General features: G+C 72.4%; 22 protein-coding genes and 1 tRNA gene. 9 read left to right on the plus strand and 14 right to left on the minus strand.

Going from position 1 to position 24,995, the window contains the following annotated elements; genetic code table 11:
• The first annotated feature begins 3 nt into the window (after positions 1–3).
• Complete coding sequence (locus AB8A24_RS10980) at positions 4–1,524, plus strand: oligopeptide:H+ symporter (RefSeq protein WP_328963114.1); 1,521 nt, start codon at positions 4–6, stop codon at positions 1,522–1,524.
• Positions 1,525–1,590: 66 nt separating this feature from the next.
• Here the strand turns inward: AB8A24_RS10980 and AB8A24_RS10985 are convergent, their stop codons facing one another.
• From AB8A24_RS10985 to hutU, 8 genes are all read right to left on the minus strand, one after another.
• Entirely contained in the window at positions 1,591–2,892 is a 1,302-nt protein-coding gene (locus tag AB8A24_RS10985; RefSeq protein WP_328963113.1) for a hypothetical protein, read from the minus strand.
• 14 nt (positions 2,893–2,906) lie between these two features.
• Positions 2,907–4,004 carry a hypothetical protein gene (locus AB8A24_RS10990; RefSeq protein ID WP_369475426.1) on the minus strand — a complete coding sequence of 366 codons (1,098 nt, stop codon included), beginning with the start codon at positions 4,002–4,004 and terminating at the stop codon, positions 2,907–2,909.
• Positions 4,001–5,026, minus strand: coding sequence for a hypothetical protein (locus AB8A24_RS10995; RefSeq protein WP_369475427.1), 1,026 nt, complete (start codon positions 5,024–5,026; stop codon positions 4,001–4,003). The genes AB8A24_RS10990 and AB8A24_RS10995 overlap by 4 nt, the downstream gene beginning before the upstream one ends.
• Before the next feature lie 16 nt (positions 5,027–5,042).
• Positions 5,043–5,723 carry an LPXTG cell wall anchor domain-containing protein gene (locus tag AB8A24_RS11000; RefSeq protein WP_266392123.1) on the minus strand — a complete coding sequence of 227 codons (681 nt, stop codon included), beginning with the start codon at positions 5,721–5,723 and terminating at the stop codon, positions 5,043–5,045.
• 113 nt (positions 5,724–5,836) lie between these two features.
• Positions 5,837–7,015 carry an imidazolonepropionase gene (hutI, locus tag AB8A24_RS11005; protein ID WP_328963110.1) on the minus strand — a complete coding sequence of 393 codons (1,179 nt, stop codon included), beginning with the start codon at positions 7,013–7,015 and terminating at the stop codon, positions 5,837–5,839.
• Between the two features lie 120 nt (positions 7,016–7,135).
• A complete protein-coding gene (locus AB8A24_RS11010) occupies positions 7,136–8,476 on the minus strand; it encodes a formimidoylglutamate deiminase (RefSeq protein WP_328963109.1) in 1,341 nt (446 codons plus the stop codon).
• Positions 8,467–9,657, minus strand: coding sequence for an allantoate amidohydrolase (locus tag AB8A24_RS11015; RefSeq protein ID WP_328965954.1), 1,191 nt, complete (start codon positions 9,655–9,657; stop codon positions 8,467–8,469). Before AB8A24_RS11015 ends, AB8A24_RS11010 begins: the two co-directional genes overlap by 10 nt.
• 11 nt (positions 9,658–9,668) lie before the next feature.
• Positions 9,669–11,354 (minus strand): urocanate hydratase, encoded by a 1,686-nt coding sequence (hutU, locus tag AB8A24_RS11020; RefSeq protein WP_328963108.1) that lies wholly within the window; start codon positions 11,352–11,354, stop codon positions 9,669–9,671.
• Between the two features lie 103 nt (positions 11,355–11,457).
• On the opposite strand from hutU, the gene AB8A24_RS11025 reads away from it, so the two are divergent.
• Positions 11,458–12,828: a diaminopimelate decarboxylase gene (locus AB8A24_RS11025; protein ID WP_369475428.1), complete on the plus strand. Its 1,371-nt coding sequence runs from the start codon at positions 11,458–11,460 to the stop codon at positions 12,826–12,828.
• Between the two features lie 59 nt (positions 12,829–12,887).
• Here AB8A24_RS11025 and AB8A24_RS11030 read toward each other — a convergent pair whose 3' ends face one another.
• Positions 12,888–13,445, minus strand: coding sequence for a TetR family transcriptional regulator (locus tag AB8A24_RS11030; protein WP_328963106.1), 558 nt, complete (start codon positions 13,443–13,445; stop codon positions 12,888–12,890).
• A 105-nt stretch (positions 13,446–13,550) separates the two neighbouring features.
• Here AB8A24_RS11030 and AB8A24_RS11035 point away from each other — a divergent pair, with 105 nt between their 5' ends.
• Positions 13,551–14,699: an FAD-dependent oxidoreductase gene (locus tag AB8A24_RS11035; RefSeq protein ID WP_369475429.1), complete on the plus strand. Its 1,149-nt coding sequence runs from the start codon at positions 13,551–13,553 to the stop codon at positions 14,697–14,699.
• Between the two features lie 3 nt (positions 14,700–14,702).
• On the opposite strand, the gene AB8A24_RS11040 is transcribed toward AB8A24_RS11035, so the two are convergent.
• Positions 14,703–15,545 (minus strand): MurR/RpiR family transcriptional regulator, encoded by an 843-nt coding sequence (locus AB8A24_RS11040; RefSeq protein WP_369475430.1) that lies wholly within the window; start codon positions 15,543–15,545, stop codon positions 14,703–14,705.
• A gap of 140 nt (positions 15,546–15,685) precedes the next feature.
• On the opposite strand from AB8A24_RS11040, the gene AB8A24_RS11045 reads away from it, so the two are divergent.
• Entirely contained in the window at positions 15,686–16,069 is a 384-nt protein-coding gene (locus AB8A24_RS11045; RefSeq protein ID WP_328963103.1) for a hypothetical protein, read from the plus strand.
• Positions 16,070–16,458: 389 nt separating this feature from the next.
• Here the strand turns inward: AB8A24_RS11045 and AB8A24_RS11050 are convergent, their stop codons facing one another.
• Positions 16,459–17,841 carry a cystathionine beta-synthase gene (locus tag AB8A24_RS11050; RefSeq protein ID WP_030016498.1) on the minus strand — a complete coding sequence of 461 codons (1,383 nt, stop codon included), beginning with the start codon at positions 17,839–17,841 and terminating at the stop codon, positions 16,459–16,461.
• A 128-nt stretch (positions 17,842–17,969) separates the two neighbouring features.
• Between AB8A24_RS11050 and AB8A24_RS11055 the strand changes: the two genes are divergently transcribed.
• From AB8A24_RS11055 to AB8A24_RS11065, 3 genes are all read left to right on the plus strand, one after another.
• A complete protein-coding gene (locus AB8A24_RS11055) occupies positions 17,970–18,968 on the plus strand; it encodes an SGNH/GDSL hydrolase family protein (RefSeq protein WP_328963102.1) in 999 nt (332 codons plus the stop codon).
• Between the two features lie 200 nt (positions 18,969–19,168).
• A complete protein-coding gene (locus AB8A24_RS11060) occupies positions 19,169–20,389 on the plus strand; it encodes an acetyl-CoA C-acetyltransferase (RefSeq protein WP_328963101.1) in 1,221 nt (406 codons plus the stop codon).
• Between the two features lie 498 nt (positions 20,390–20,887).
• Positions 20,888–21,703: a hypothetical protein gene (locus tag AB8A24_RS11065; RefSeq protein WP_328965953.1), complete on the plus strand. Its 816-nt coding sequence runs from the start codon at positions 20,888–20,890 to the stop codon at positions 21,701–21,703.
• On the opposite strand, the gene AB8A24_RS11070 is transcribed toward AB8A24_RS11065, so the two are convergent.
• The gene (locus tag AB8A24_RS11070) at positions 21,687–22,025 is read right to left on the minus strand and encodes a hypothetical protein (RefSeq protein ID WP_328963100.1); all 339 of its coding nucleotides are present in this window, start codon (positions 22,023–22,025) and stop codon (positions 21,687–21,689) included. The genes AB8A24_RS11065 and AB8A24_RS11070 overlap by 17 nt on opposite strands.
• A 101-nt stretch (positions 22,026–22,126) precedes the next feature.
• Here AB8A24_RS11070 and AB8A24_RS11075 point away from each other — a divergent pair, with 101 nt between their 5' ends.
• A complete protein-coding gene (locus AB8A24_RS11075; RefSeq protein ID WP_030724673.1) occupies positions 22,127–22,357 on the plus strand; it encodes a DUF4287 domain-containing protein in 231 nt (76 codons plus the stop codon).
• A 118-nt stretch (positions 22,358–22,475) separates the two neighbouring features.
• On the opposite strand, the gene AB8A24_RS11080 is transcribed toward AB8A24_RS11075, so the two are convergent.
• Both AB8A24_RS11080 and AB8A24_RS11085 read right to left on the minus strand, forming a co-directional pair.
• Entirely contained in the window at positions 22,476–23,324 is an 849-nt protein-coding gene (locus AB8A24_RS11080; protein ID WP_266392151.1) for a Bax inhibitor-1/YccA family protein, read from the minus strand.
• A 390-nt stretch (positions 23,325–23,714) separates the two neighbouring features.
• Positions 23,715–23,799 (minus strand) — tRNA-Leu (locus AB8A24_RS11085).
• Between the two features lie 407 nt (positions 23,800–24,206).
• Here AB8A24_RS11085 and AB8A24_RS11090 point away from each other — a divergent pair.
• Positions 24,207–24,971 (plus strand): ABC transporter ATP-binding protein, encoded by a 765-nt coding sequence (locus tag AB8A24_RS11090; RefSeq protein WP_328965952.1) that lies wholly within the window; start codon positions 24,207–24,209, stop codon positions 24,969–24,971.
• The last annotated feature ends 24 nt before the right edge of the window (positions 24,972–24,995 follow it).

Genomic DNA, 24,995 nt, shown 5'->3' on the forward strand with positions numbered 1-24,995 from the left:
ACCATGGCTTCCAGCCTGACGACGGCCTCACCGAGCCCCGCTCACGAGAAGACCGTCCTCGGCCACCCGATCGGCCTGGCCACGCTGTTCATGACCGAGATGTGGGAGCGCTTCTCCTACTACGGCATGCGTGCGCTTCTCGTTCTGTACCTGGTCTCCGGCGGTGTCGACGCCGCGACCGGCAGCCAGGGTGGTGGCCTCGGCTTCACCGCCGCGACGGCGACGGCGATCTACTCCGTCTACGTCGCCATGGTCTACCTCATGGCCATGCCCGGCGGTTGGTTCGGCGACCGCGTCTGGGGTGCCCGCAAGACGGTCACCATCGCCGGCGTCGTGATCATGGCGGGCCACTTGGCGCTCGCGCTGCCCGGCCAGCTGTCGTTCTTCGTCGGTCTGCTGCTGGTCGCGGTCGGCTCCGGTCTGCTGAAGGCCAACATCTCCACGATGGTCGGCCACCTGTACCGCGGTGTGGACGACCCGCGCCGGGACAGCGGCTTCACGATCTTCTACATCGGCATCAACGTGGGTGCCCTGCTCGCCCCGATCGGCATCGGCATGGTCGGCGAGATCGTGAACTGGCACCTCGGCTTCGCGCTCGCCGCCGTCGGCATGGGCATCGGCCTCGTGGTCTACCTGCTCGCCGGCCGCACCCTGAGCCCGCAGAGCAGCATCGTCCCGAACCCGCTGTCCGCGGTCGAGCGCAAGGCCGTGATCGTCAAGGCCCTCGCCGTCCTGGCCGTCGTCGCCGTGTTCTACGGCGCCGTCGTCGCCGCGGACATGTTCACCATCAAGTGGGCGCTGTACCCGATCACCATCGCCGGTCTGCTCATCCCGGTCGCCGTCCTCGTCCGCATCAAGCGGGACCGGGACCTGTCCACCGTCGAGCAGACCCGGATGAGCGCCTACATCTGGTTCTTCGTGGCCGCCGCCGTCTTCTGGATGATCTACGACCAGGGCGGTTCGACGCTCTCGCTCTTCGGTGACAAGAACTCCGAGCGCAGCCTGCTCGGCTGGGAAGTCCCCACCACCATCTTCCAGTCGCTGAACCCGCTCTTCGTGGTGGCCCTGGCCCCGGTCTTCGCCGCCGCCTGGGTGGCCCTGGCCCGCCGCAACCGCGAGCCCAGCACCATCGTGAAGTTCTCGGTGGCCCTGATCATCGTCGGCGCCTCGTTCTTCGTCTTCGCCCTGCCGCTGAGCCAGACCGCCGGGAACGACACCAAGGTCACCATGTGGTGGCTGGTGCTCATCTTCCTGATGCACACGCTCGCCGAGCTGTGCCTGTCGCCGGTCGGCCTGTCGGTCACCACGAAGATGGCGCCGCAGAAGTACGGCTCCCAGATGATGGGTGTCTGGTTCCTCGCCGTCACCGCCGGTGACTGCGTCACCGGTCTGATGGGTCTGGCCGACGTGCAGCTGAACGGCGTCGGGGTCATCCTCTTCCAGGCGGTCGCCGCCGTGCTCGCCGGCCTCGCGATCTTCATGTACCGCAAGAAGGTCAACCAGCTGATGGACGGCATGGGCTGACCCGTCGGCTCCCCGTCCCACGCGAACGGCCCGGCACACCGGAAGGTGTGCCGGGCCGTTCTCGTGTCAGCGGGTGCCGCGCAGGCGGCGCCAGGGGGTGAAGGTGAACACCGCCCCGCCGAGCAGGATCACCGTGCCGGCGACCAGGGCCAGGGCCTTGATGCCGCCCTCGTCCTCCGCGCCGGTCTCGGCGAGACCGCCCGAGGTGGTGCTGCCGGAGGAGGAGGTCGAGGAACCGGAGCCGCCCGGCTGGGCGGCGGTGTCCAGTTCCAGCGACACCCCGCTGCTCGCCGCCTTGCAGGGGACGTTGATCGGGGTGGCGCCGGGAGCCATCGTGACGTCGATCGTCAGCTGGTCCGGGCTCAGCGTCACCTTGCCGCTCTTCCCGGGCTTGTAGGTGCCGGTCATGTCGCTGAGGCTGACCGGGGCCTTGTCCGGGATCGGCTCCGCGTTGGCCGGGCCGGAGACCTTGACCGTGCCGCTGTCCGCCCCGCCGAGCTTCACGTCCATGGAGGGCTTGAGCGCTCCCGCGGGCAGGGCCATGGGCGCCGCCATCGCGCCCTTGGCGGTCTTGACCGTCAGGTCGTAGCTGCCGCCGTTCTTCTTCGCGTTGATCGTGACCGGGGTCTTGATGCCTCCCGGGACGACCGGTCCGCAGTCGAAGGCCACCTCGACCGCCTTGCCCGGGAAGTCGGTCTGGCCGCCTCCGCCGCCGGTGGAGCCGCCGGTGGAGCCTCCCGTGGTCGTGGAGCCGCCCGTGGTCGTGGAACCGCCGGTGGTGGTGGAGCCGCCCGTGGTGGTGCCACCGGTCGTCGTGCCGCCGGTCGTGGTACCCCCGCTGGAGCCGGCCGCCACGTCGATGGTGGCCCCGACCCCCACGGCGCCGGTCGGCGCGCACTTGGTGACGAACGTGCCGAAGGAGAAGGTGACGGCCACGTCGTACTTGCCGGGGGTCAGCGTGATCTTCCCGGCCTTGGTGAGCTTCAGCTTGCCCTTCATCACGGACATCTGCATGGGCGCCTTCTTCGGGATCGGCGGGTTCTTCTTCTCCCCGACGACCTTCAGCTCACCGCCACCGCCGCCGACGGTGATCCAGCCGGTGGGCTGGACCGCGTCCTGCGGGATGTCCATCAGGTCCGTGTTGTTCGAGGCCGGCTTCACCGTCTCCCAGGACACGTCGACCTCGTCGCCGACCTTCGCCGAGGCGGGAGCGGTGACCTTGGCGGTGGTCTCCCCCTCCACCGGACCGCCACCCCCGGCCGGGGGGACGCACTTGACGTTGAACTTGGTCTCCGCGGCCTGGGCGGGAGTGGCTCCGATGGCGATACCGGCGCCGCCGAGCAGCAGCGCGATCACGGCCGCGCTCACCCTCCGTTGGGTATTCACGAATGTCCCTTCGTCGTCGAACGGTTCTCAGACGGTGCGGACGCCTGTGGTGCTGTGCCCGGCGCGCTGTCCGGGGTGAACCACGGCAGGACCGCCGTGGTGGTCTGGGGGGACGGCTCCGGGCCGTCGGAGCCCGGGGCCCGCTCGGGCGACCGCGGGGCCCCGATCCTCGGCAGCCGGGCCGTCACCGCCAAGGCCGCGTCGGGGAGCCGTACGCCCCGGTGGCGGCCGCTGGCGGGCGCGGCGCCCGGCCGGGCCCGGTCGACGATCGCCATGCCGATACGGAAGACCGCGGCCGGGATCACCAGCAGGAGCAGGCCCCGGAAGAGCAGCACCCCGTACGGGCGGTCCACGCCCCAGGGCTGTGTGGCCACCACGGTCTCGCCGTACTTGAGGGAGATCGTGTAGTCCCCGTGGGCGCCGGCGGTCAGACTCACGTCGAGCGCGATCTCCGCCTTGCCGCCGGGCGGGACGGTGCCCTTCCAGCGGGCTTCCTCCCACACCGGGGCGAACACCCCGTGCGCGGTGCCGAGCTGGAAGACCGGGTCCTTGACCGGGACCGGGCCGAGATTGCCGACGGTGACCTTGAACTTCCGGGTGGGTGGGGCCCCGAACCAGGTCAGCACCCCGTCCTCGCCCTCCAGCCGGACCCCGGTGAGCATCGCGAGGCGGGCCGTGCCGGACTCGGCGGGCAGCTCGGCGACCGGGTGGTCGGTGATCTTCAAGGGGGTCGCGACGGTGGACTGGTCGCCGTTGACGGAGGTGACGTTGACGATGCAGGGGCAGGGCTTGGGCGGTGCCACCACGGGCAGCCGGCCGGTGAAGCTCCCGTCGGCGCCGACCGAGACGGCGGCGCCGTCGGCGTTGGCGCAGCTGTTGGTGCCGCCGATCATGTTCTGGCCGCAGACCAGCAGCATCACCAGCGTCTTCGCCGGCCAGCCGGTGCCGGTGACGGTGATCCCGGTGCCCTTGGCGGCCTCCTGGAGCGAGAGCGCCACGGCCGGCTTGCCCTCGGCGGCGGCCGGGCCCGCGGGGAACAGGGCGAGGGCGCACACCGCCAGCCCCGCGGCCAGCAGGGCTCCGACTCTTCTCACCTGGCGGCTCCCGTCAGTTCGTGGTGTGGCGTAGGGGGCGTCGGTCCGGCCGCGGACGGCCCGTCCGGCGCCGGGGCCGGGCCCGGTTCGGGTCGCCGGCCGCGTACGAGGTACAGCGCGGCGGCGGTCGTCGCGCCGAGGCCGAGCAGGCCGCCCCCGGTCCAGCCGGCCAGGCTCCAGGGGACGAGCCAGCGAGATCCGGTGGCCACCGCGCGGGCGCCGCCGGGGGCGGTCACGGTGAGGGTGACGCGGACCCGGTCGAGGGCCGGGGCGCCGGGCCAGGGCTCGGTGAGCTCCACCCGCTGGCCGGGGAGCAGTTCGATCGGCAGGGTGCGGCCGCGGGGCGGGGCGGCCGGCTCGCCGACCAGGGCCTCGGCGCGGATCCGGAGTTCCGGGGTGAGGGCCACGTTGCCGCGGTTGACGAGGGTGTAGGCGATGACGGCGGCCGCGCCCCGGCCCCGTACGGCGACGTCCTCGACGGTGAGGGCGGCCAGCGTGGGGCCGCCGACCCGCAGGTGGACCCGCACGCCGACCTCGCGGCCGCCCTCGGTCGCGATCACGGCGGCGGGGTGGTCGCCGGGCGGGGACGCGGGCGGCACGGTGAGGGTGAAGGGGACCACGGCCCGGGTACGGGGCGGGACCTTCACGGTGGTGGCGGCCCCGAAGCTGATCCAGGAACCGGCCCCGGCGGCTCCGGTCGCTCCGGTGGCTCCGGCGCCGGGCGTCGCCGGGCGGACCGCGAAGGCGCCGTCGGCCGTGTTGTAGGCGTCGGCCCCGCGCAGGGTGATGGTGCGCTCCTGGTCGGTGGTGTTGGCCAGGGCGAGGCGGTCCTCCAGCACGGTGCCGGGGGCGCCGGCCAGGTAGAAGTACGGGCGGACGGCGGTCGCCGCCGCGCCGGTGGCGGGCTCGGCGGTCCAGCCCGGTTCGTCGGCGGCCGCCGGGCGCGCGGGGGCCGCGTACAGCGTGGCGGCGGCGAGCAGGAGGACGGCGGCGGCGCGCCTGAGGGTGTGGAGCACGGGCATGACCGAGGTGCTCCGTTCAGGACCGGGCCCGCTGCCCGCGCCGGGTCAGCCAGAGCACGCCGGCCGCGCCGGCGAGCAGCACCGTGCCGCCGAGGGTGCCGAGGGCCAGGGCGGAGTCGGTGGGCCCGGTCTGCGGGAGGGTGTCGCCGGTGGTGTCGGCGCCGGGCTGCGTGCTCCCGCCGCCGCCGGGCGCCGTGACGTCCAGTTCGAGCGACGGTCCCGGGTTGTTGCCGGGGGTGCAGGTGGTCGTGGTGCCCATCGCCTTGATGGTGAGCACGCCGGCGGTGAAGGTGACCTTGCCGCTCTTCTTGGGCGTGTAGGTGCCCGAGAGGTCGGTGATCTTGATGGGGGTGTCCGGGGGCACGGCCTCGGGGTTGGACGGTCCCGAGACCGGTACGGACACCTTCTCGGCGCCGCCGACGAGGATGACGGCGCTGGGGCTCATGGCGCCCTTGCCGAGCTCGATGGGGCTGGACGAGACGCCCTTCTGGAAGGACATCGTCAGCTTGTACCCGTCCCCCTCCTTGACGGACTTGATGTCGATGGGCGACACCGCCGACTTGTCCCCGATCGGGGTCTTGCAGTCGTAGGCGACGTCGACGACGGCGGCATGGGCCGCGGGGGCGGTGAACAGCACCGCCGATCCGGCCAGCGCGGAGGCCAGCGCGAGCGCGGTGGAGCGTTTGCGGTCGGACACCTTCGTCTTCCCCTCGGGCCACAGAAAACTGACGACACATCAGATCGGTGGCTCAAGGTACGCCCGGGCCCTTACGGAGGGAAGACAAAGGACAACCCGGGATTGACTGTTCGTCAGCAGGCGCGGCGCCCCCGCTGCCAGACGCCGGAGACGAGCGGTACGCCCGGCCGGTAGGCGAGGTGGACATGGCTCGGGGCGTCCAGCAGGGCCAGGTCCGCGCGGGCCCCCGGGGCGAGGAAGCCGATGTCGTCGCGGCGCAGGGCGCGGGCGCCACCGGCGGTGGCCGACCAGAGGGCCTCGTCGGGGGTCATCCGCATGTCGCGGACCGCGAGCGCGATGCAGAAGGGCATCGAACTCGTGTAGGAAGAGCCGGGGTTGCAGTCCGTGGACAGGGCGACGGTGGCGCCCGCGTCGATCAGGCGCCGGGCGTCGGGCCACTGGGCGCGCGTGGAGAACTCGGCGCCGGGCAGCAGGGTGGCGACGGTGGTGCCGGCGGCCTGGGCGAGGGCGTCGACATCGGCGTCGGTGAGGTGGGTGCAGTGGTCGGCGGAGGCCGCTTCGAGCTCGACGGCGAGCTGGACGCCGGGCCCGTAGGAGAGCTGGTTGGCGTGCACGCGCGGGATCAGCCCGGCGGCGGCGCCGGCGGTGAGGATGGCGCGGGCCTGGTCGCCGTCGAAGGCGCCCTTCTCGCAGAAGACGTCCACCCAGCGGGCGTACGGGGCGCAGGCCGCCAGCATCTCGCCGGTGACGAGGTCGACGTAGCCGGCCGGGTCCTCGGCGAAGTCCGGGGAGACGATGTGCGCACCGAGGTAGGTGACCTCCTCGGTGTGCGCGGCGGCGATGCGCAGGGCGCGGGCCTCGTCGGCGACGGTGAGTCCGTAGCCGGACTTGGTCTCGAAGGTGGTGGTGCCCTGGCGGCGGGCCTCGTCGAGGTGCCGGACGAGGTTCGCCTCCAGCTCGGCGTCGGTGGCGGCGCGGGTGGCGGCGACGGTGGTGCGGATGCCGCCGGCGGAGTAGGCGCGGCCCGACATTCGGGCGTTGAACTCCTGCGTGCGGTCGCCGGCGAAGACGAGGTGCGAGTGGGAGTCGACGAATCCGGGGATGACGGCCCGACCCTGCGCGTCGAAGACCTCGTCCGCGGCGGGCGCCTTCGCGGCGGGGCCGACCCAGGCGATCTTGTCGCCGTCGATCACGACGGCGGCGTCCTGGACGAGGCCGAGGGGGCTGCCGTCGCCGAGGGCGGGGTCGTTGGTGACGAGGCTGCCGATGTTGGTGATGGCGGTGGTGGTCATGGGGGTTCCTCTCAGAGCACCGGGCTCTGCCCGGACCCGGTCCTCGAACGCCGGACGGGCTGAAATACAGCCCCGCCGGCGATTGAGGCGCGGGGTCTGGGGCGGAGCCCCAGGAAACGGTCAGGCGCGCAGGGCTGCGATGGACTCGGCAAGGGCGGACGGGACGTCCCCGACCAGGGTGTGGTGGCCGTCGCGGACCACGTGACGGCCACCGACCACCGTGTGGCGGACGTCCGAGGCGGTGGCGGCGAACACCGCCGTCTCGGCGCCGAGGCGCGCCGGCGGACCCGCCGTGCGTACGGAGTCCAGCGCGATCGTGGTGAAGTCCGCGAGCGCGCCCGCCTCCAGTCGCCCCGCGTCCGGGAGTCCGAGGGCGGCGTGGCCGTCCTCGGTGGCGGCGGTGAGCAGGGCGTTCGCCGTCCAGTGGCCCCGGGTACGGCTGGCGAGGCGCTCGTTCAGCTCCATCGCGCGGGCCTCTTCGAGCAGGTCGATCACCGCGTGGCTGTCGCTGCCCAGGGACAGCGGGCTGCCCGCGTGCTGGAGCCGGGTCGCCGGGCCGATGCCGTCCGCGAGGTCGCGTTCGGTGGTGGGGCACATGCAGGTGCCCGTGCCGGTCCCGCCGAGGAGGGCGATGTCCACATCGGTGAGGTGCGTGTTGTGGACGCCGGTGGTGCGCGGGCCGAGCACGCCGTGGTCGGCCAGCAGCTGGGCCGGGGTGCGTCCGTGGGCTGCCTGGCAGGCGTCGTTCTCGGCGGTCTGCTCCGAGAGGTGGACGTGCAGGGGCGCCCGGCGCTCCTCGGCCCAGCCGGCCACGGTGGCCAGTTCGGCGGCGGGTACCGCGCGGACCGAGTGGACGGCGGCGCCGATCAGGGCGTGCTCGCGGGGCTTCAGCGCGCTCGCGCGCTCGGCCCAGGCCTCGGCGGTGCCGTCGGAGAAGCGCAGCTGGTGGGTGTTGGGGGCCTCGCCGAAGCCGGAGGACAGGTACGCGGTGTCCAGGAGGGTGATCCGGATTCCGGCCGCGGCGGCGGCCTCGATCAGGGCCTCGCCCATCGCGTTCGGGTCGGCGTAGGCGGTGCCGCCGGGCGCGTGGTGGACGTAGTGGAACTCGCCGACGTTGGTGATGCCGGCCAGCGCCATCTCCGCGTAGACCGCGCGGGCGAGCGCGAAGTAGCTGTCGGGGGTGAGGTTCTGGGCGACCTTGTACATCAGGTCGCGCCAGGTCCAGAAGGTGCCCGAGCCGACCTGGACGGTGCCGCGCAGGGCCCGGTGGAAGGCGTGGCTGTGCGCGTTGGCCAGCCCGGGGATCGTCAGGCCGCGCAGCACCTCGGCGCCCGGCGGCGGGGTCTGCACCCCGGTGCGCAGGGCGCCGATCCGCCCGTCCTGCGTGACCTCCAGGGCGACGCCCGGCTCGACATGGGTGCCGAGCCAGGCGTGCTCCAGCCAGTACGTCGTCAACGACATGCCAGGCCTTCCAGTACGTCGGCGAGGGCGAGGACGCCTGCCACGCAGTCGTCCTCGGCGGCGAACTCCCGCGGGGAGTGGGAGACGCCGGTCGGGTTCCGTACGAACAGCATGGCGGTCGGGACGGCCGCCGAGAGGATCCCGGCGTCGTGTCCCGCCCCGGTGCCGAGCACGGGGACCGAACCGCCCAGGATCCGGTTCATCTCGTCGCGCAGGGCGTGCTCGAACTCGACGACCGGGGTGAAGGACTCCCGGACGATGTCGAGGTCGATGCCGTCCTGGTCGGCGCGCTCGCGGGCGGCCTTCTCGACGGCCGTGACGACCGTGTCGAGGGTGGCCTGGTCGGCGGCCCGGGAGTCGAGCCAGCCGCGCACCAGCGAGGGGATGGCGTTGACCCCGTTGGGCTCGACCGCGATCTTCCCGAAGGTGGCGACGGCCCCGGCGAGGGCCGCCTCCGCGCGGGCGGCCAGCACGGTCGACGCGTAGGTGAGCATCGGGTCGCGGCGGTCGACCAGCCGGGTGGTGCCGGCGTGGTTGGCCTCGCCGCGGAAGTCGAACCGCCAGCGGCCGTGCGGCCAGATCGCGGAGGCGATACCGACCCGGTCCCCGGACAGGTCCAGGGCCCGGCCCTGTTCCACGTGGAGCTCGACGAAGGCGCCGATGCGGCCCAGGCGTTCGGGGTCGGCCCCGATGGCCTCGGGGTCGTATCCGGCGGCCTCCATGGCCTGGGGCAGGGAGATGCCCTCGGCGTCGCGCAGCTCGTACGCCTTCTCCTTGGTCAACTGTCCGGCGGCGAGCCGGGAGCCGACGCAGGCGAGCCCGAAGCGGGCGCCTTCCTCGTCACCGAAGTTGGTGATGGCCAGCGGCCTGGAGAACTCCGCGCCCCTCCTGCGCAGTTCGTCCAGGGCCGCGAAGGAGGACACCACCCCGAGGGGGCCGTCGAAGGCCCCGCCGTCGGGGACGGAGTCCAGGTGCGAGCCGGTGACCACGGCGTCCCCCGCGAGGGGGTCGCCGAGCCAGGCCCACTGGTTGCCGTTGCGGTCGGTCTCGTACGTCAGCCCGCGCGCCTCGGCCTGCTCCTGGAACCAGGTCCGGCAGTCGGCGTCGGCCCCGCTCCAGGCGTACCGGCGGTATCCGCCGGTACCGGCGTCGCGGCCGATGGGCGCGAGCTCGGCCCACATCTCGTGGAAGGTCACGCGTCGTCGCCCTCACGCATGGGGACGCGGACGCCGCGCTCGTCGGCGACCGACTCGGCGATGTCGTAGCCGGCGTCGACGTGGCGGATGACGCCCATGCCCGGGTCGTTGGTGAGCACGCGGCGGATCTTCTCGCCGGCGAGCGGGGTGCCGTCGGCGACGGTGACCTGGCCCGCGTGGATGGAGCGGCCCATGCCGACGCCGCCGCCGTGGTGGATGGAGACCCAGGACGCGCCGGAGGCCACGTTGACCATGGCGTTGAGCAGCGGCCAGTCGGCGATCGCGTCGGAGCCGTCGAGCATGGCCTCGGTCTCGCGGTAGGGGGAGGCCACCGAGCCGCAGTCGAGGTGGTCGCGGCCGATGACCAGGGGCGCGGCGAGGGTGCCGTCGGCGACCATCTCGTTGAAGCGCTCGCCGGCCTTGTCGCGCTCGCCGTAGCCGAGCCAGCAGATGCGCGCGGGCAGGCCCTGGAAGTGGACGCGCTCGCCGGCCATCTTGATCCAGCGGTGCAGGGACTCGTTCTCCGGGAAGAGCTCCAGCATGGCCTTGTCGGTCTTGTGGATGTCCGAGGCCTCGCCGGACAGGGCGGCCCAGCGGAAGGGGCCCTTGCCCTCGCAGAACAGCGGGCGGATGTAGGCGGGGACGAAGCCGGGGAAGGCGAAGGCGCGGTCGTAGCCGGCCAGCTGGGCCTCGCCGCGGATGGAGTTGCCGTAGTCGAATACCTCGGCGCCGCCGTCCATGAAGCCGACCATGGCCTCGACGTGCTTGGCCATCGACTCGCGGGCGCGGGTGGTGAAGCCGGCCGGGTCCTTGGCGGCGTAGGAGGCCATGTCGTCGAAGTCGACGCCGACGGGCAGGTACGCGAGCGGGTCGTGGGCCGAGGTCTGGTCGGTCACGATGTCGATCGGGGCGCCCTCGGCGAGCATCTGCGGGAGCAGCTCGGCGGCGTTGCCGAGGAGGCCGATGGAGAGCGGCTTGCGGGCGTCGCGGGCCTCGACGGCCAGCTGGAGGGCGTGGCGGAGGTTGTCGGCCTTGACGTCCAGGTAGCGGTGCTCGATGCGGCGGTCGATGGCGCGCGGGTCGACGTCGATACAGATCGCGACGCCGTCGTTCATCGTCACGGCCAGCGGCTGGGCGCCGCCCATGCCGCCGAGGCCGGCGGTGAGGGTGATGGTGCCCGCGAGGGTGCCGTTGACCCCTCCCTTACCAATTGAATGCAGCTTGGCGGCGACGGCGGCGAAGGTCTCGTAGGTGCCCTGGAGGATGCCCTGGGTGCCGATGTAGATCCAGGACCCGGCGGTCATCTGGCCGTACATGGTCAGGCCCAGGTTCTCCAGACGGCGGAACTCCTCCCAGTTGGCCCAGTCGCCGACGAGGTTGGAGTTGGCGAGCAGGACGCGCGGCGCCCACTCGTGGGTCTGCATCACGCCGACCGGGCGGCCGGACTGGACCAGCATCGTCTCGTCCTGCTTGAGGGTCTGCAGGGTGCGGACCATCGCGTCGTACGAGCGCCAGTCGCGGGCGGCCTTGCCGGTGCCGCCGTAGACGACCAGCTTGTCGGGGTGCTCGGCGACCTCGGGGTCGAGGTTGTTCTGCAGCATCCGCAGGGCGGCCTCCTGCTGCCATCCCAGGGTGCTGAGCTCGGTGCCTCGCGCGGCACGTACGGGGCGGGGTCCTGACATGGCGGTGCCTCCTCCGATGTTGGTCAATCTATTCACATCCTCGCGCCCTGAATAGATTCAGTCAACAGCTGCGTTCGGCCCCGTCGGGTGATGGGATGGCCGAATGGCTGCGAACAGCGAGGTCGAGGGTGTCGCCGCGAGCGCCGCAGGGCGCCGGGATCCGGCCGTGCGGGCCGCCGTCGAGCAGCGCCTCGTGGGTGCGGCCGACGGGGCGGAGCCCCTGGTCTGCCTGCTGGACGTCGCTGGCATCCGGGCCTCCGCCGCCGCCCTGACCGGCGCCTTCGCGGCCGCCCTGGCGCCCGGCACCCCCGTCCTGCACGCCTTCGCCGTCAAGGCCGCCCCGCTCGTCCCGGTCCTGCGACTGCTCGCCGACGCCGGGCTCGGCTGCGAGGTGGCGAGCCCCGGAGAGCTGGCGCTGGCCCGGGCGGCCGGGGTGCCCGCCGACCGGACGGTCCTGGACTCCCCCGCCAAGACCCCGGCCGAGCTGCGCGAGGCCTTGGCCCTGGGCATCGCCGTCAACGCCGACAACCCGCAGGAGCTGGCCCGTCTCGACGGGCTCGTCGGCCGGGCCGCCACGCCCCCCGCGGCCCCGATCGGCCTGCGGATCAACCCGCAGACCGGGGCCGGAGCCATCGACGCCCTGTCCACGGCCACCGCCACCTCGAAGTTCGGGATCGCCCTGCGCGACCCCGGCGCGCGCGCCTGGCTCGTACGTGCCTACCTGGACCGGCCGTGGCTCACCCGCCTGCACATCCACTCGGGCTCCCAGGGCGTGCCCCTGGCCCTGATCGCGGAAGGCGTGCGGGAGCTCCACGCGCTCGCCGAGGAGATCAACGCGGCGGCCGGGCGACGTCAGGTCGACACCCTCGACATCGGCGGCGGCCTGCCGGTGAACTTCGCCTCGGACGAGGAGACCCCGACGTTCGCGCGGTACGTGGCGGCCCTGCGCGAGGCGGTCCCCGCCCTGTTCGACGGCTCGTACGGCCTGGTCACGGAGTTCGGTCGGTCCCTGTTGGCCAAGCACGGCCTGGTACTGGCCCGCGTGGAGTACACCAAGACCAGCGGCTCCCGGTCGATCGCGCTCACCCACGCCGGGGTCCAGGTGGCGACCCGCACCGCGTACGCCCCGGCGGCCTGGCCGGTGCGGATCCTGCCGTACGACGCCAAGGGCGCCCCGAAGACCGGCGACCCGGTGGCCCAGGACATCGCGGGCCCGGCCTGCTTCGCCGGGGACCTGCTCGCGACCGCCCGCGAGCTGCCCCGGCTCGCGCCCGGCGACCTGATCGGCGTCCCGGACACCGGGGCGTACTTCTTCACGGCCCACTACGGCTACAACAGCCTGCCGCGCCCGGCGGTCCACGGCTTCACGGTCACGGAGTCGGGGGAGGTCACCTTCCGCCTGGTGCGCCCCGCGCAGGACGTATCGGCGATCGTCGCGGAAGCGGGCGGCGACCTGCGGGACGCGCTGCTGTGAGAACCCGGGGCCCCGCCCCGCCGTTCCGGCCCCGCCGGCGCGCTCGCCGGACGACGGCCTCAGCCGGCGAGGGTGGCCGCCAAGGCCGGGGCGAGGCCCGCCACGACCTCGGCCGGGGTCAGCACGACGACCCCCGGCAGGCGCAGCAGGTAGCGGGTCAGGGCCAGGCCCAGCAGCTGCGCGGAGACCAGGCCCGCCACGGCCGCGGCCCGCTCCGGGCCGACGGCCGCCGCCAGCGCCGGGGCGACCTGCGCCGCGAACACCTCCCGCATCCGCGCCGCGGCCTGTTCGTTCGTCACCGCCGAGCGCAACAGCACCAGCAGCGCGTCATCGGCCGGATCACCCTCCCACCGCTCCACGAAATGCCGCACGAGGGCCGCGGGGAGCTCCCCGGCCGGCACGGCACCCAGGTCGGGCAGGCGTAGGTCCACCGCGAGGGCGGCGTCGAAGAGCCGCTCCTTGCTGCCGAAGTAGCGCATGACCATCGACGGGTCGATCTCCGCGTCCGCCGCGACGGCGCGGATGGTGGTGCGCTCGTAGCCCTGCGCGGCGAAGCGCTCCCGGGCCGCCCGCAGGATCGCCGTCTTGGTCAGGTCCGAGGTACGTCGCGCCGTCATGCCAACAAGCGTAGGCCAACGAGTGTTGACACGCCAGCGGAACAAGCGCACCCTCATACCAACAGTTGTTGGCCAACAAGCGTTGGCCCGCCGGAGGAGGCTCGTATGACCAGCACCGCCGCACTCCCGGCCCGTACGAACGTGGCGATCGTCGGCGCCGGACCCACCGGCCTCGCCCTCGCCGTGACCCTGGCGGAGGCCGGCATCGACTTCGTTCTCCTCGACAAGCAGGCCGAGGGCGCCAACACCTCCCGCGCCGCCGTCGTGCACGCCCGCACGCTGGAGGTCCTCGACGAGCTCGACCCGAGCGGCACCCTCTCCGGCGACCTCATCGGCCGCGGCGTCCGCGTCTCCCGCTTCCGGATCCGCGACGGCGCCCGCCCGCTCGCCGCCGTCGACTTCGATCGCCTGCCCACGGCCCACCCGTACGCGCTGATGGTCCCCCAGTACGAGACCGAGGCCGTGCTTCTGGCGCGCCTGCGCGCCCTGGGCGGCGACGTCCACCGCCCGTACGAGGTGACCGCGGTCGCCCAGGACGCGCAGGGGGTCACCCTCACCACCGCCACCGGCGAAACCCTGCGCGCGGCCCACGCCGTCGGCGCCGACGGGATGCACAGCGTGATCCGCGGGGCCGCCGGCATCGCCTTCGAGGGCAGCGCGTACGACGAGTCCTTCGTCCTCGCCGACGTGGTCATGGACTGGGCCCCGGGCCCGCACGAGGTCACGCTCGCCTTCGGCGCCGCCGGGCCCACCGTGATCGCCCCGCTGCCCGGAGGGCACTACCGGATCGTCGCCGCCGTCGCCGAGGCCCCCGCCGAGCCGGACCTCGCCTTCGTCCGGGACCTGATGGACGAGCGCGTCCCCGGCCGGGCCGCCGTGCGCGCACTCGTCTGGTCCTCCCGGTTCCGGATCCACCACCGGGTCGCCGACCGCTACCGCGCCGGACGGCTGCTGCTCGCCGGGGACGCGGCCCATGTGCACAGCCCGGCCGGCGGTCAGGGCATGAACACCGGCATCCAGGACGGCTACGCCCTCGGCCGCGCCCTGGCCACCGGGGACCTCGACGGCTACGGGGCCCGCCGGCGCCCCGTCGCCCGGCGCGTGGTGGCCCTCACGCACCGGATGACCCGGGCCGCGACCACCCGGAACCCGGTCCTGCGCGCCGCGCGCAACGCCCTGCTGCCGCTGCTCGCCCGCGTCCCGGCGCTGCGCGACCGCCTGGCCACCGAGCTGGCGGAGCTCAACTACCGCTGAGGCTCACTCCACGAACAGGCCGCGTGCCGCGGCCCGCGCGTCGAAGGCCTCCAGCCGGGCCTGCGCGTCCGGCAGGGCGTCCGCCATCGACTCCAGCAGCACCCGCCCCAGCAGCATCGGCGCGCACGCCGTGTCGAAGGCCAGCCCGGTACCGACCTGCGCCGGAATCAGCAGGTCCGAGTGGCGGGCCACCGGGGCGAAGGCCGAGTCGGCGACCGTGACCACGGCCAGTCCGGCCCGTCGGACACGTTCCAGGGTGTCCACGACCTCCCGGGGGTGGCGGGGCAGCGCGAAGCAGAGCAGCGCCGTGGCGCCCTCGTAGCGCGCCGCGTCGATACGGTCCTCCATCATCGAGCCGCCCTCGTCGAGGAGCCGTACGTCCGGGTGAACCTTCGACGCGAAGTACGCGAACCCCCGTGCCTGGGAGGAAGCCGCCCGCAGCCCGAGCACCAGCAGCGGTGTCGAGGCGGCGAGCAGCCGCCCCGCCTCCTGGACCGGCGCGGGATCGGCGAGCATCGCCGCCAGCTGCCGCAGGTTCTCGATCTCGCCGAGAACGGCCTGCTGGTACTCGTTGTACGAGTCCTCCTGCGCGGCCTCGGGCCGCTCGGCGGGGGCCACCTCGCGCAGGTGGCGGCGCAGCGCCGGATAGCCGTCGAAGCCCAGCGCCACGGCGAACCGGGTCACCGAGGGCTGGCTCACGCCGGCCAGCTCCGCGAGCTCGACGCTCGACAGGAAGGGCACCTCCGCCGCCCCGCGCACCATGCAGTGCGCGATCCGTCGCTGGGTCGGCGTCAGCCGGTGCCCCTCGAACAGCTTCTGCAGCCGCGCGGCCGGGCTGTCACTCATCCCGTCCCCTCCGTCCCGGTGAGATATTCAGTCACGGAGCACTCTGCATGCGGTTATGCAGCGGGGCAAGCCGTGCCCGCGATCCGGATAGGGGTGCTAGCCCCAGTGCCGGGGCCCGCCGGGGTTCCTACGGTGGGGACATGGACGCGCACGCCCAAGAGCTGAAGAAGGAATTCGACGCGACGCTGGACGCCCGCCGGGAGCTGGGTCCGGAGTACGAGGCCGCGCTCGTGGACTCGTTCGTCGAGAAGGTCGACACGCAGGTCCGGCGCCGACTGGCCGAGGAACGCCTGTCCGCGGCGCGCGGTGACGGCCGGGCGCCGTCCGCCACCCCGGGGGACGGGAACTTCGGCGAACGCTTCGGCTTCGCGATCATCACCCTGGTCCTGGCGGTCCCGCTGTCGGCGATCGCCGCCACGCAGGCGCGGTTGCCGGGGCTGATCGTCGCCTGGGCGGGGATCGTGGGCGTGAACTTCATCCACGCCGCTCGCCTCCGGCGCGGTACGCAGGATCCCCGGGGCTGAGCCCGTACGCCGGTGCGGCGCCGCCGCAGAGGCGAACCGAGCCCCGAAAAGGATTGCGCGGGGACCGCCGCACCCTCGGGTGTCCGAGGGGCGGGACGACGGCGGTCCCCGCGAAGGACACGGCCGGGTCAGGGCCGTCCGCGTCCGTGGCGTACGCGCGGTCCGGGAGCCGCTCCGGAGGTACGCACACGCCGTTCCGTGGTGCCGGCCGGGTTCCGGTCTCCCGGTCTTCCCTGCCGACAACCACCACTGTGCCCCAGCCGTGTTAAGCGGGTGCTGCCGTCACGTGTCATGCCCGTACCGTTTGCGCGAAGGCCGCGCCACGGGCCGGGTGCCCGGGGTGGGAGGCGGGCCGTCGGCCCGCGCTCCGCCCCCGGGCGCCCCGCGGGCTACTTCGCGGACTTGGCCAGGAAGGCCAGCAGGTCCTGACGGCTCACCACACCGGTGGGCTTGCCCTCGACCAGCACGATCGCCGCGTCCGCCTCGCCGAGCACCGCCATCAGCTCGGACACCGGCTCGCCGGAGCCGACCTGCGGCAGCGGGGAGCTCATGTGCTTCTCCAGCGGGTCGGTCAGGGAGGCCCGCTGGGCGAACAGCGCCGCCAGCAGCTCCTTCTCGACCACGGAGCCGATGACCTCGGCGGCCATCACGTCCGGGTGACCGGCGCCCGGCTTGACGATCGGCATCTGCGAGACGCCGTACTCGCGCAGGACCTCGATGGCCTCGCCGACGGTCTCCTCGGGGTGCATGTGGACGAGGGAGGGGATGCCGCCCTCCTTGTCGTTCAGCACGTCACCGATGCGCGCGGCGGGGCCGGCCTCCTCCAGGAAGCCGTGTCCCGCCATCCACTCGTCGCTGAAGATCTTGCTGAGGTAGCCGCGGCCGCTGTCCGGCAGCAGGACGACGACGACGTCGTCCGGGCCGAGGCCCTCGGCGGCCTTGAGCGCGGCGACGACGGCCATGCCGCAGGAGCCGCCGACGAGCAGGCCCTCCTCCTTGGCGAGGCGGCGGGTCATCTGGAACGAGTCCTTGTCGGACACCGCGATGATCTCGTCGGTGACGTTCGGGTCGTAGGCGGTCGGCCAGAAGTCCTCGCCGACACCTTCGACCAGGTACGGACGCCCGGAGCCGCCGGAGTAGACCGAGCCCTCGGGGTCGGCGCCGATGACCTTGACCTTCCCGCCGCTGACCTCCTTGAGGTAGTTGCCGGTGCCGGAGATCGTGCCGCCCGTGCCGACGCCCGCGACGAAGTGGGTGATCTTCCCGTCCGTCTGGTCCCACAGCTCGGGGCCGGTGGTCTCGTAGTGCGAACGGGGGTTGTTCGGGTTGCTGTACTGGTCGGGCTTCCAAGCGCCGGGCTCGCGCGCGAGGCGGTCGGACACGTTGTAGTACGAGTCCGGGTGCTCGGGGTCGACGGCGGTCGGGCAGACCACGACCTCGGCGCCGTACGCGCGCATCACGTTGATCTTGTCCATGGACACCTTGTCAGGGCAGACGAAGATGCACTTGTAGCCCTTCTGCTGGGCCACGATGGCGAGTCCTACACCCGTGTTGCCGCTGGTCGGCTCCACGATGGTGCCGCCGGGCTTGAGGGCTCCGCTCTGCTCGGCGGCCTCGATCATCCGTACGGCGATCCGGTCCTTCACGGATCCACCGGGATTGAAGTACTCGACCTTCGCAAGGACGGTGGCCTGCAGGCCTTCGGTCACACGGTTGAGCTTCACCAGCGGGGTGTTGCCGACGAGGCTGATCATCGAGTCGTGGAATTGCACCATGTTCTCCAAGGAGGGGACTCCACGGGTTCTCCGGGAGGTCCGGCCAGAGTATGCGGAAAGGGATTGGCCGACCGTACGTACGGGGCAGGTAGGGATCAATGAGGACCGAGGAGGTGGCCTGAAGGATGTCCAGGGCGAGGACAGCCCGCCGGATCGCGGCGGGGGCGGCGTACGGCGGAGGCGGACTCGGACTGGTCGGGGCCGCCGCGGTCGGGCTGGTGGTGGCCGAGATGCAGTTCGCGAGGCGGGCTGTCGGGTCCGGGCTGCCCGAGCCACCGCGTGCCGACGGGCTGTACGGGAGTGAATTCGGCGGGCCGGAGCAAAGTCCGGGCCCGCTGCGGCTGGGCATGCTGGGTGATTCCACGGCCGCGGGACTGGGCGTACGGCGGGCCCGGCAGACTCCGGCGGCCCTGATGGCCTCCGGGCTGGCGGCGGTGGCCGAGCGGCCGGTGGAGCTGCGCAACGTAGCCCTTTCGGGGGCCATGTCGGACGATCTGGACCGGCAGGTCGGCCTGCTGCTGGACGGCCTCGCGCCGCCCCCGGACGTCTGCGTGATCATGATCGGTGCGAACGACGTGACGCGCCGGATGCCGCCGACCCAGTCGGTGCGCCTGCTGACCGCGGCCGTGCGCAGGCTGCGCATGGCCGGCGCCGAGGTCGTCGTGGGCACCTGCCCGGACCTGGGCACGATCGAGCCGGTCTACCAGCCGCTGCGCTGGCTGGCCCGCCGGGTCTCGCGCCAGCTGGCCGCCGCGCAGACCATAGGAGTGGTCGCGCTGGGTGCCCGTACGGTCTCCATGGGGGACCTGCTGGGCCCGGAGTTCGCCGCGAACCCGCGCGAGATGTTCGGCCCGGACTCCTACCATCCGTCGGCGGAGGGGTACGCGACCGCCGCCATGGCCGTGCTGCCGACCCTGTGCGCGACGCTGGGCCTGTGGCCGGAGTCGGACCGGCTGGACGTGTCCCGGGACGAGGACATGCTGCCGGTGGCGAAGGCCGCGTCGGCCGCGGCGGGCCAGGCGGGTACGGAGGTCACGGCCGCCCGCGGCCCCTGGGTGCTGCTCAAGCACCGCCGTCGGCGTCGGGTGCCGGCCACGGACCCGGCCCAACCGGTGGTGCCGTAGGAGGTGCCGTACCGGGCGCTCCGCACGGGTGCACACCGCCCGCCGCGACGCCCGGACCGTCGTCACGTCCCGCGCCCGCGGCCGGATGCCGCGGGCGAGTGCGGCCCGTGTCACACGCCCCGGCCGGTGACCTGGACCGTACGGGGCGGTAACTTCGCTTGCGGTCCCGCACAGAGCCGCAACACACCCTTGGAGTCCCGATGCCCGAAGCCGTCATCGTTTCCACCGCCCGCTCCCCGATCGGGCGCGCCTTCAAGGGGTCCCTCAAGGACGTGCGGCCGGACGACCTGACCGCGACGATCATCCAGGCCGCCCTGGCCAAGATCCCCGGGCTGGACCCGCGCGAGATCGACGACCTGATGCTCGGCTGCGGCCTGCCCGGCGGCGAGCAGGGCAACAACCTGGCGCGCATCGTGGCCGTGCAGATGGGCATGGACTTCCTGCCCGGCACCACGATCACCCGCTACTGCTCCTCCTCGCTGCAGACCTCCCGGATGGCTCTGCACGCCATCAAGGCGGGCGAGGGCGACGTCTTCATCTCGGCGGGCGTCGAGATGGTGTCGCGGTTCGCCAAGGGCAACTCGGACTCGTGGCCCGACACCCACAACCCGCTCTTCGCCGACGCCGAGGCCCGTACGGCGGCCGTGGCCGAGTCGACCGGCTCCAGCTGGCGCGACCCGCGCGAGGACGGCCTGGTCCCGGACGCGTACATCGCGATGGGCCAGACCGCCGAGAACCTGGCCCGCATCAAGGGCGTGACCCGTCAGGACATGGACGAGTTCGGCGTCCGCTCGCAGAACCTGGCGGAAGAGGCCATCAAGAACGGCTTCTGGGCCCGCGAGATCACCCCGATCACCACCCCGGACGGCACGGTCGTCTCCGGGGACGACGGCCCGCGCGCCGGCGTGACCCTGGAGGGCGTGCAGGGCCTCAAGCCCGTCTTCCGCCCCGACGGCCTGGTCACGGCCGCCAACTGCTGCCCGCTCAACGACGGCGCCGCGGCGCTGGTCATCATGAGCGACACCAAGGCCCGCGAGCTGGGCCTGACCCCGCTGGCCCGGATCGTCTCCACCGGTGTCACCGGCCTCTCCCCCGAGATCATGGGCCTGGGCCCGGTCGAGGCGTCGAAGCAGGCCCTGAAGCGGGCCGGCCTCACGGTCGGCGACATCGACCTCTTCGAGATCAACGAGGCCTTCGCGGCGCAGGTCATCCCGTCGTACCGGGACCTGGAGATCCCGCTGGAGAAGCTGAACGTCAACGGTGGAGCCATCGCCGTCGGTCACCCCTTCGGGATGACCGGTGCGCGCATCACCGGCACGCTGATCAACAGCCTGCAGTTCCACGACAAGCAGTTCGGCCTCGAGACGATGTGCGTCGGTGGCGGCCAGGGCATGGCCATGGTCATCGAGCGCCTGAGCTGAGCCGTAGCGGAGGGTAGGGGTCGTCCCGAGGAACGAGGGACGGCACCTGCCCGCAGCGGTGGCGAGGATCAGCGCGACCGAAGAAGCGAGCGCCTGAGCTGAGCCGTAGCGGAGGGTAGGGGTCGTCCGGAGGAACGAGGGACGGCACCTGCCCGCAGCGGTGGCGAGGATCAGCGCGACCGAAGAAGCGGGCGTTCGAGCTCATTCGATCAAGCAGGGCCCCAGGCGCCGCAAGGGATTCGGGAGGATTCCTTGCGGCGTACTGACGCCAGTTCTAACCCGGTCGCGGCCGACCTGTGACCAAATTTCCCCCAGGATGTGACCTATCTCCTGGGGGATCGGTGTTTAAGCAGGTCAGAGCTGGTACGGATGCGGCGGGTGTGACCAAAGCCCTGTCCATTTCGTGACGTAATGCACTGCACGCCATTCCCAGGTCGGGACACTCTGATGTAGGAAGTCGGGGGATCGAATCACCTCAGGAGTTAGTCAGTGAGCGCCATGTCTCTTGCCCTGCTGCTGACCACGGCCGCTGCCACGGCCGTGGGCGCTGCTGCGCTGCACGCCGTCCATGGTCTGCGTAAGCAGGTCGCCGCCCTGCGCACCGAGCTGGCGGTGCCGGTCCACCCTCGCGGTGCGACCGTCCCGCACGCCCGCAGCGCCGTGGAGTCCCCCGCCGCGGAGATACGAGCCGCCGTGGCCGAAGCCCTCGCCGAGGAGCGCGAGCGCGAGCTGGCCGAGGCGCGGGCCTTCTGGGCCGCGCAGGAGGCCCGTGACGCCGCCGACGCCCCCTCGCTGCTGGGCGGCCTGCCCGGGCTCGGCGAGGACAGCCCGGTCTTCCTGCCCCGGCAGGCCGACCTGGTGGGGCTGGAGCCCGTGCTCGGCGAGGAGATCCTCGACGAGCTCCCCGGGTACCCCGAGGATTCGGCCGAGCTGGCCGCCGCGCGCCGGCGCCACCCCTCGCACCCCGACTTCGTACCGGTCCAGGCCTCGCACCCCGGCGCCGACCACGAGCGCACCGTGAACCGCCTGGAGGAGCTCGCGGAGGCCCGTACGGCCCTCGCGGACGTCCGTCCGGGCCCGCTGGGCACCCTCGACGTGTACGTCTTCACCGACGGCACGACGCTGTGCATGACCCCGGGGCACCGGGAGACCGCGGAGCGGCTCGCCGAGGCCCTGCGCTCGGGCACCGCGCCGATCCTGCTGGGCGGCTCGGGCATCTCCGGCGCCTACGCGCTGACCTTCTCCTGCGGTGACACCGAGGACCCCGACAGCAACGTCTACATCCTCGCGGACCGCGTCATCGCATCACTCTGACTTCCGCCTGCTCCACCAGCCGCACGGCCTCGTCCAGCACCTCGGACGGGGCCTTCGCGCTGTCCGGGGCCGCGGCGCGCAGCGCCTCGGCGAGGTCCAGCCCGGTCACCGCCACCTGATCGCCGACCACGAAGATGCCGGCGTCCGGCACCTCCTTCGGCTCCTGCCCGGGGGTCTCGATCCGCTGGGCCCGTACGGAGAGTTCGCGGGCCAGGTCCAGCGCCGCGGCGGCGGCACCCTGCTGCAGGCGGCTCTGCGGCGCGGCCCGCAGCCGGTCGGCGAAACGTTCCACGACGGCGGTCAGGGGCGAAGTATCAAGCACCCGGCCGACCTTACGCGCCGCCCGGGCCCCATTGCCAACGGGCGAACTCTCCGGCACGGTGGCGTGAAGAGAACAGCACGGCGATACCTCCGGAGGCGCCCATGTCCGTAGAGTTCTCCGAACAGACCCACCGCAACATGATCGACAGAATCCCCCAGACCACCGGTCGTGAAGTCTCCGACTGGCTCCGCACCGTGGACGACGGCCCCTCACTCGTCCGGTTCGAGGAGAAGGTCAGCTGGCTGCGCGGCGCGCACGAGCTGTCGTACGGCCAGGCCAAGGCGATCATCCACGAGTACGACCTGCGCAGAGCCGCACGTCGGCTCGGCTGAGCCCCTCTCCCCCGACCCCGTTTCCCGTACCCCTATGCGCGGGAAGGCCCCGCGAGCCGAGTGCTCGCGGGGCCTTCCCCATGCTGTGCGCAGGCCGGTGGTCGGCGTGCGGGTCCTGCTAGTCGTCGCCCGAGAGGATCGAGAAGATGCGCAGCATCTCGACGTAGATCCAGACCAGGGTCATGGTGAGGGCGAAGGCCGCCAGCCAGGCCTCCTCGCGCGGGGCACCGTAGGCGATGCCGTCCTCGACCTGCTTGAAGTCGAGGGCGAGGAAGCAGGCGCCGAGGATGACGCCGATGGCGCCGAACAGCAGGCCGAGGCCGCCGCTGCGGAAGCCGAGGCCGTCACCGCCGCCGAAGACCGCGAACAGGGTGTTCACGAGCATCAGCAGGATGAAGCCGAGGGTCGCGGCCATCACGAAGCCGTAGAAGCGGCGGGTGACGCGGATCCAGCGCATCTTGTACGCGAAGAGCACGGCGGCGAAGACGCACATCGTGCCCATCACGGCCTGCATGACCACGCCGGGGCCGAGGTAGGTGCTGACGGCCGCGCTGATGACGCCGAGGAAGACACCCTCGAACGCCGCGTACGCCAGGATCAGGCCCGGGACGGGCTTGCTCTTGAACGACTGGATGATCGCGAAGACGAACGCGACGAGACCCGCGCCGATGCCGATGGCGTACGACTTGCCGAGGTTGTCCGGGTCGACCGGCAGCGCCCACCAGGCGAGGGTGGCCGTCACGATGAGCGTGCCGAGCGTCATGGCCGTACGGCTCACGACGTCGTCCATGGTCATCACGTTGGCGCGGGCCGGGGCCTGCGGCATGCCGGTGGTCGGGTCGGCGGCGTACGGGTTGGTCGCGTACGGGTTGGTCCCGGCCTGCTGCGGCTGCGCGTCAAAGCCCGCGTAGCCACCGTTGTCGCGGCTGAACCCCCGTCGCGAGAAGACCGGGTTACTGCTCCTCATCTCACTCCTCCGTGGCCACCGAGCGCGGCCTTGCATCAAGAGTAATGCGCTCGCAAAGAAAGCACCCTACTGCTGGAGGAGGATCTTAGGAGAGGCCACGACGGTGCGCAGTGAATAAACAGGCGACCTCGCGGCCGGGTCTCCGAACGCCTGCCGGCCGGCCGCATCGCATCGCGGTCCTTCGACTCCGGTCGGGAGTCGCGTGCGCCACCGGTCGGTCGCACACGTACCGGTCGGTCTTCACCCGGCTCGGTGGGCGACGGCGGTCCGGTCCTGTTGACGTCGCCGGGATCGGCCTCGGGACGATGCGTGCGGGGAGGCGCGGGCGACGCGCGTGTCCCGCGTGTTCTCGATCGGTCGATCCTGCAAGGCCAGGCACCGTGCCATTGATGGTGCCCGGAGCCGGACTTGAACCGGCACGGCCCGAAGGCCAGCGAGGTTTAAGCTCGCCGTGTCTGCATTCCACCATCCGGGCAAGGCGTGGCGGCCCCCGTGAAAAAGCCTTGAACGCTGAGCCGAGCCTATCCGGATCACTCCCCCTGCCAACCTGCGAACTTTCCGATGTTGTCTGATTTTATTGGCGCTTGAGGGTTCGTCAGGCCCGAGAACGCACGGTCGGCCCGTTCTGGACGTCGATCACCACCTGTACGGGAATGACGGGATTTCGATGGCCCCCGCCACCCCCCGCGCCACCCTCCCGCCACCCCGGGCCACCGCCCGTTGATCAGGCTCCTGTCATACCAGAGGAGGACACGCGCCCGTCCGCCGTCAGACTCCAGTGGGCCGAGGAACAGGCACGGCGGCTGATCCGGAGCGGGGGTACCCGCGGCGAGGATGGAAACGTCCCCGCACCGCAGACCGAGGAGCCGTCCCGTGACCACCATGAACTACGCCCCGCACACCTCCCAGGCCGTGGCCGCCCGCGCCACCGGCCTCTCCAAGGTGTACGGCCAGGGCGAGACCCAGGTGCACGCCCTCAAGAAGGTCAGCGTGAACTTCACGCAGGGACAGTTCACCGCGATCATGGGCCCCTCGGGCTCCGGCAAGTCCACGCTGATGCACTGCGTCGCCGGACTCGACACCTTCTCCGAGGGCTCCGTCCGCATCGGTGACATCGAGCTCGGGAGCCTCAAGGACAAGCAGCTCACCCAGCTCCGCCGGGACAAGATCGGCTTCATCTTCCAGGCCTTCAACCTGCTGCCGACCCTGACCGCCCTGGAGAACATCACGCTCCCCATGGACATCGCCGGCCGCAAGCCCGACAAGCAGTGGCTGGACACCGTGATCGACATGGTCGGCCTCTCCGAGCGCCTGTCCCACCGCCCCACCCAGCTCTCCGGCGGCCAGCAGCAGCGCGTGGCCGTGGCCCGCGCCCTGGCCTCCCGCCCCGAGATCATCTTCGGCGACGAGCCCACCGGAAACCTCGACTCCCGCTCGGGCGCCGAGGTCCTGGGCTTCCTGCGCAACTCGGTGCGCGAGCTCGGCCAGACCGTGGTGATGGTCACCCACGACCCGGCCGCCGCCTCCTACGCGGACCGCGTCATCTTCCTCGCCGACGGCGCGATCGTCGACGAGATGCACAACCCCACCGCCGACGGCGTGCTGGACCGAATGAAGGCCTTCGACGCCAAGGGCCGCACCAGCTGATCCGGGCCACCTCCGAAGCCCTCC

Origin of the sequence: Streptomyces sp. BF23-19, from assembly GCF_041106355.1 — a bacterium.
GTDB classification, from domain to species: Bacteria; Actinomycetota; Actinomycetes; order Streptomycetales; family Streptomycetaceae; genus Streptomyces; species Streptomyces virginiae_A.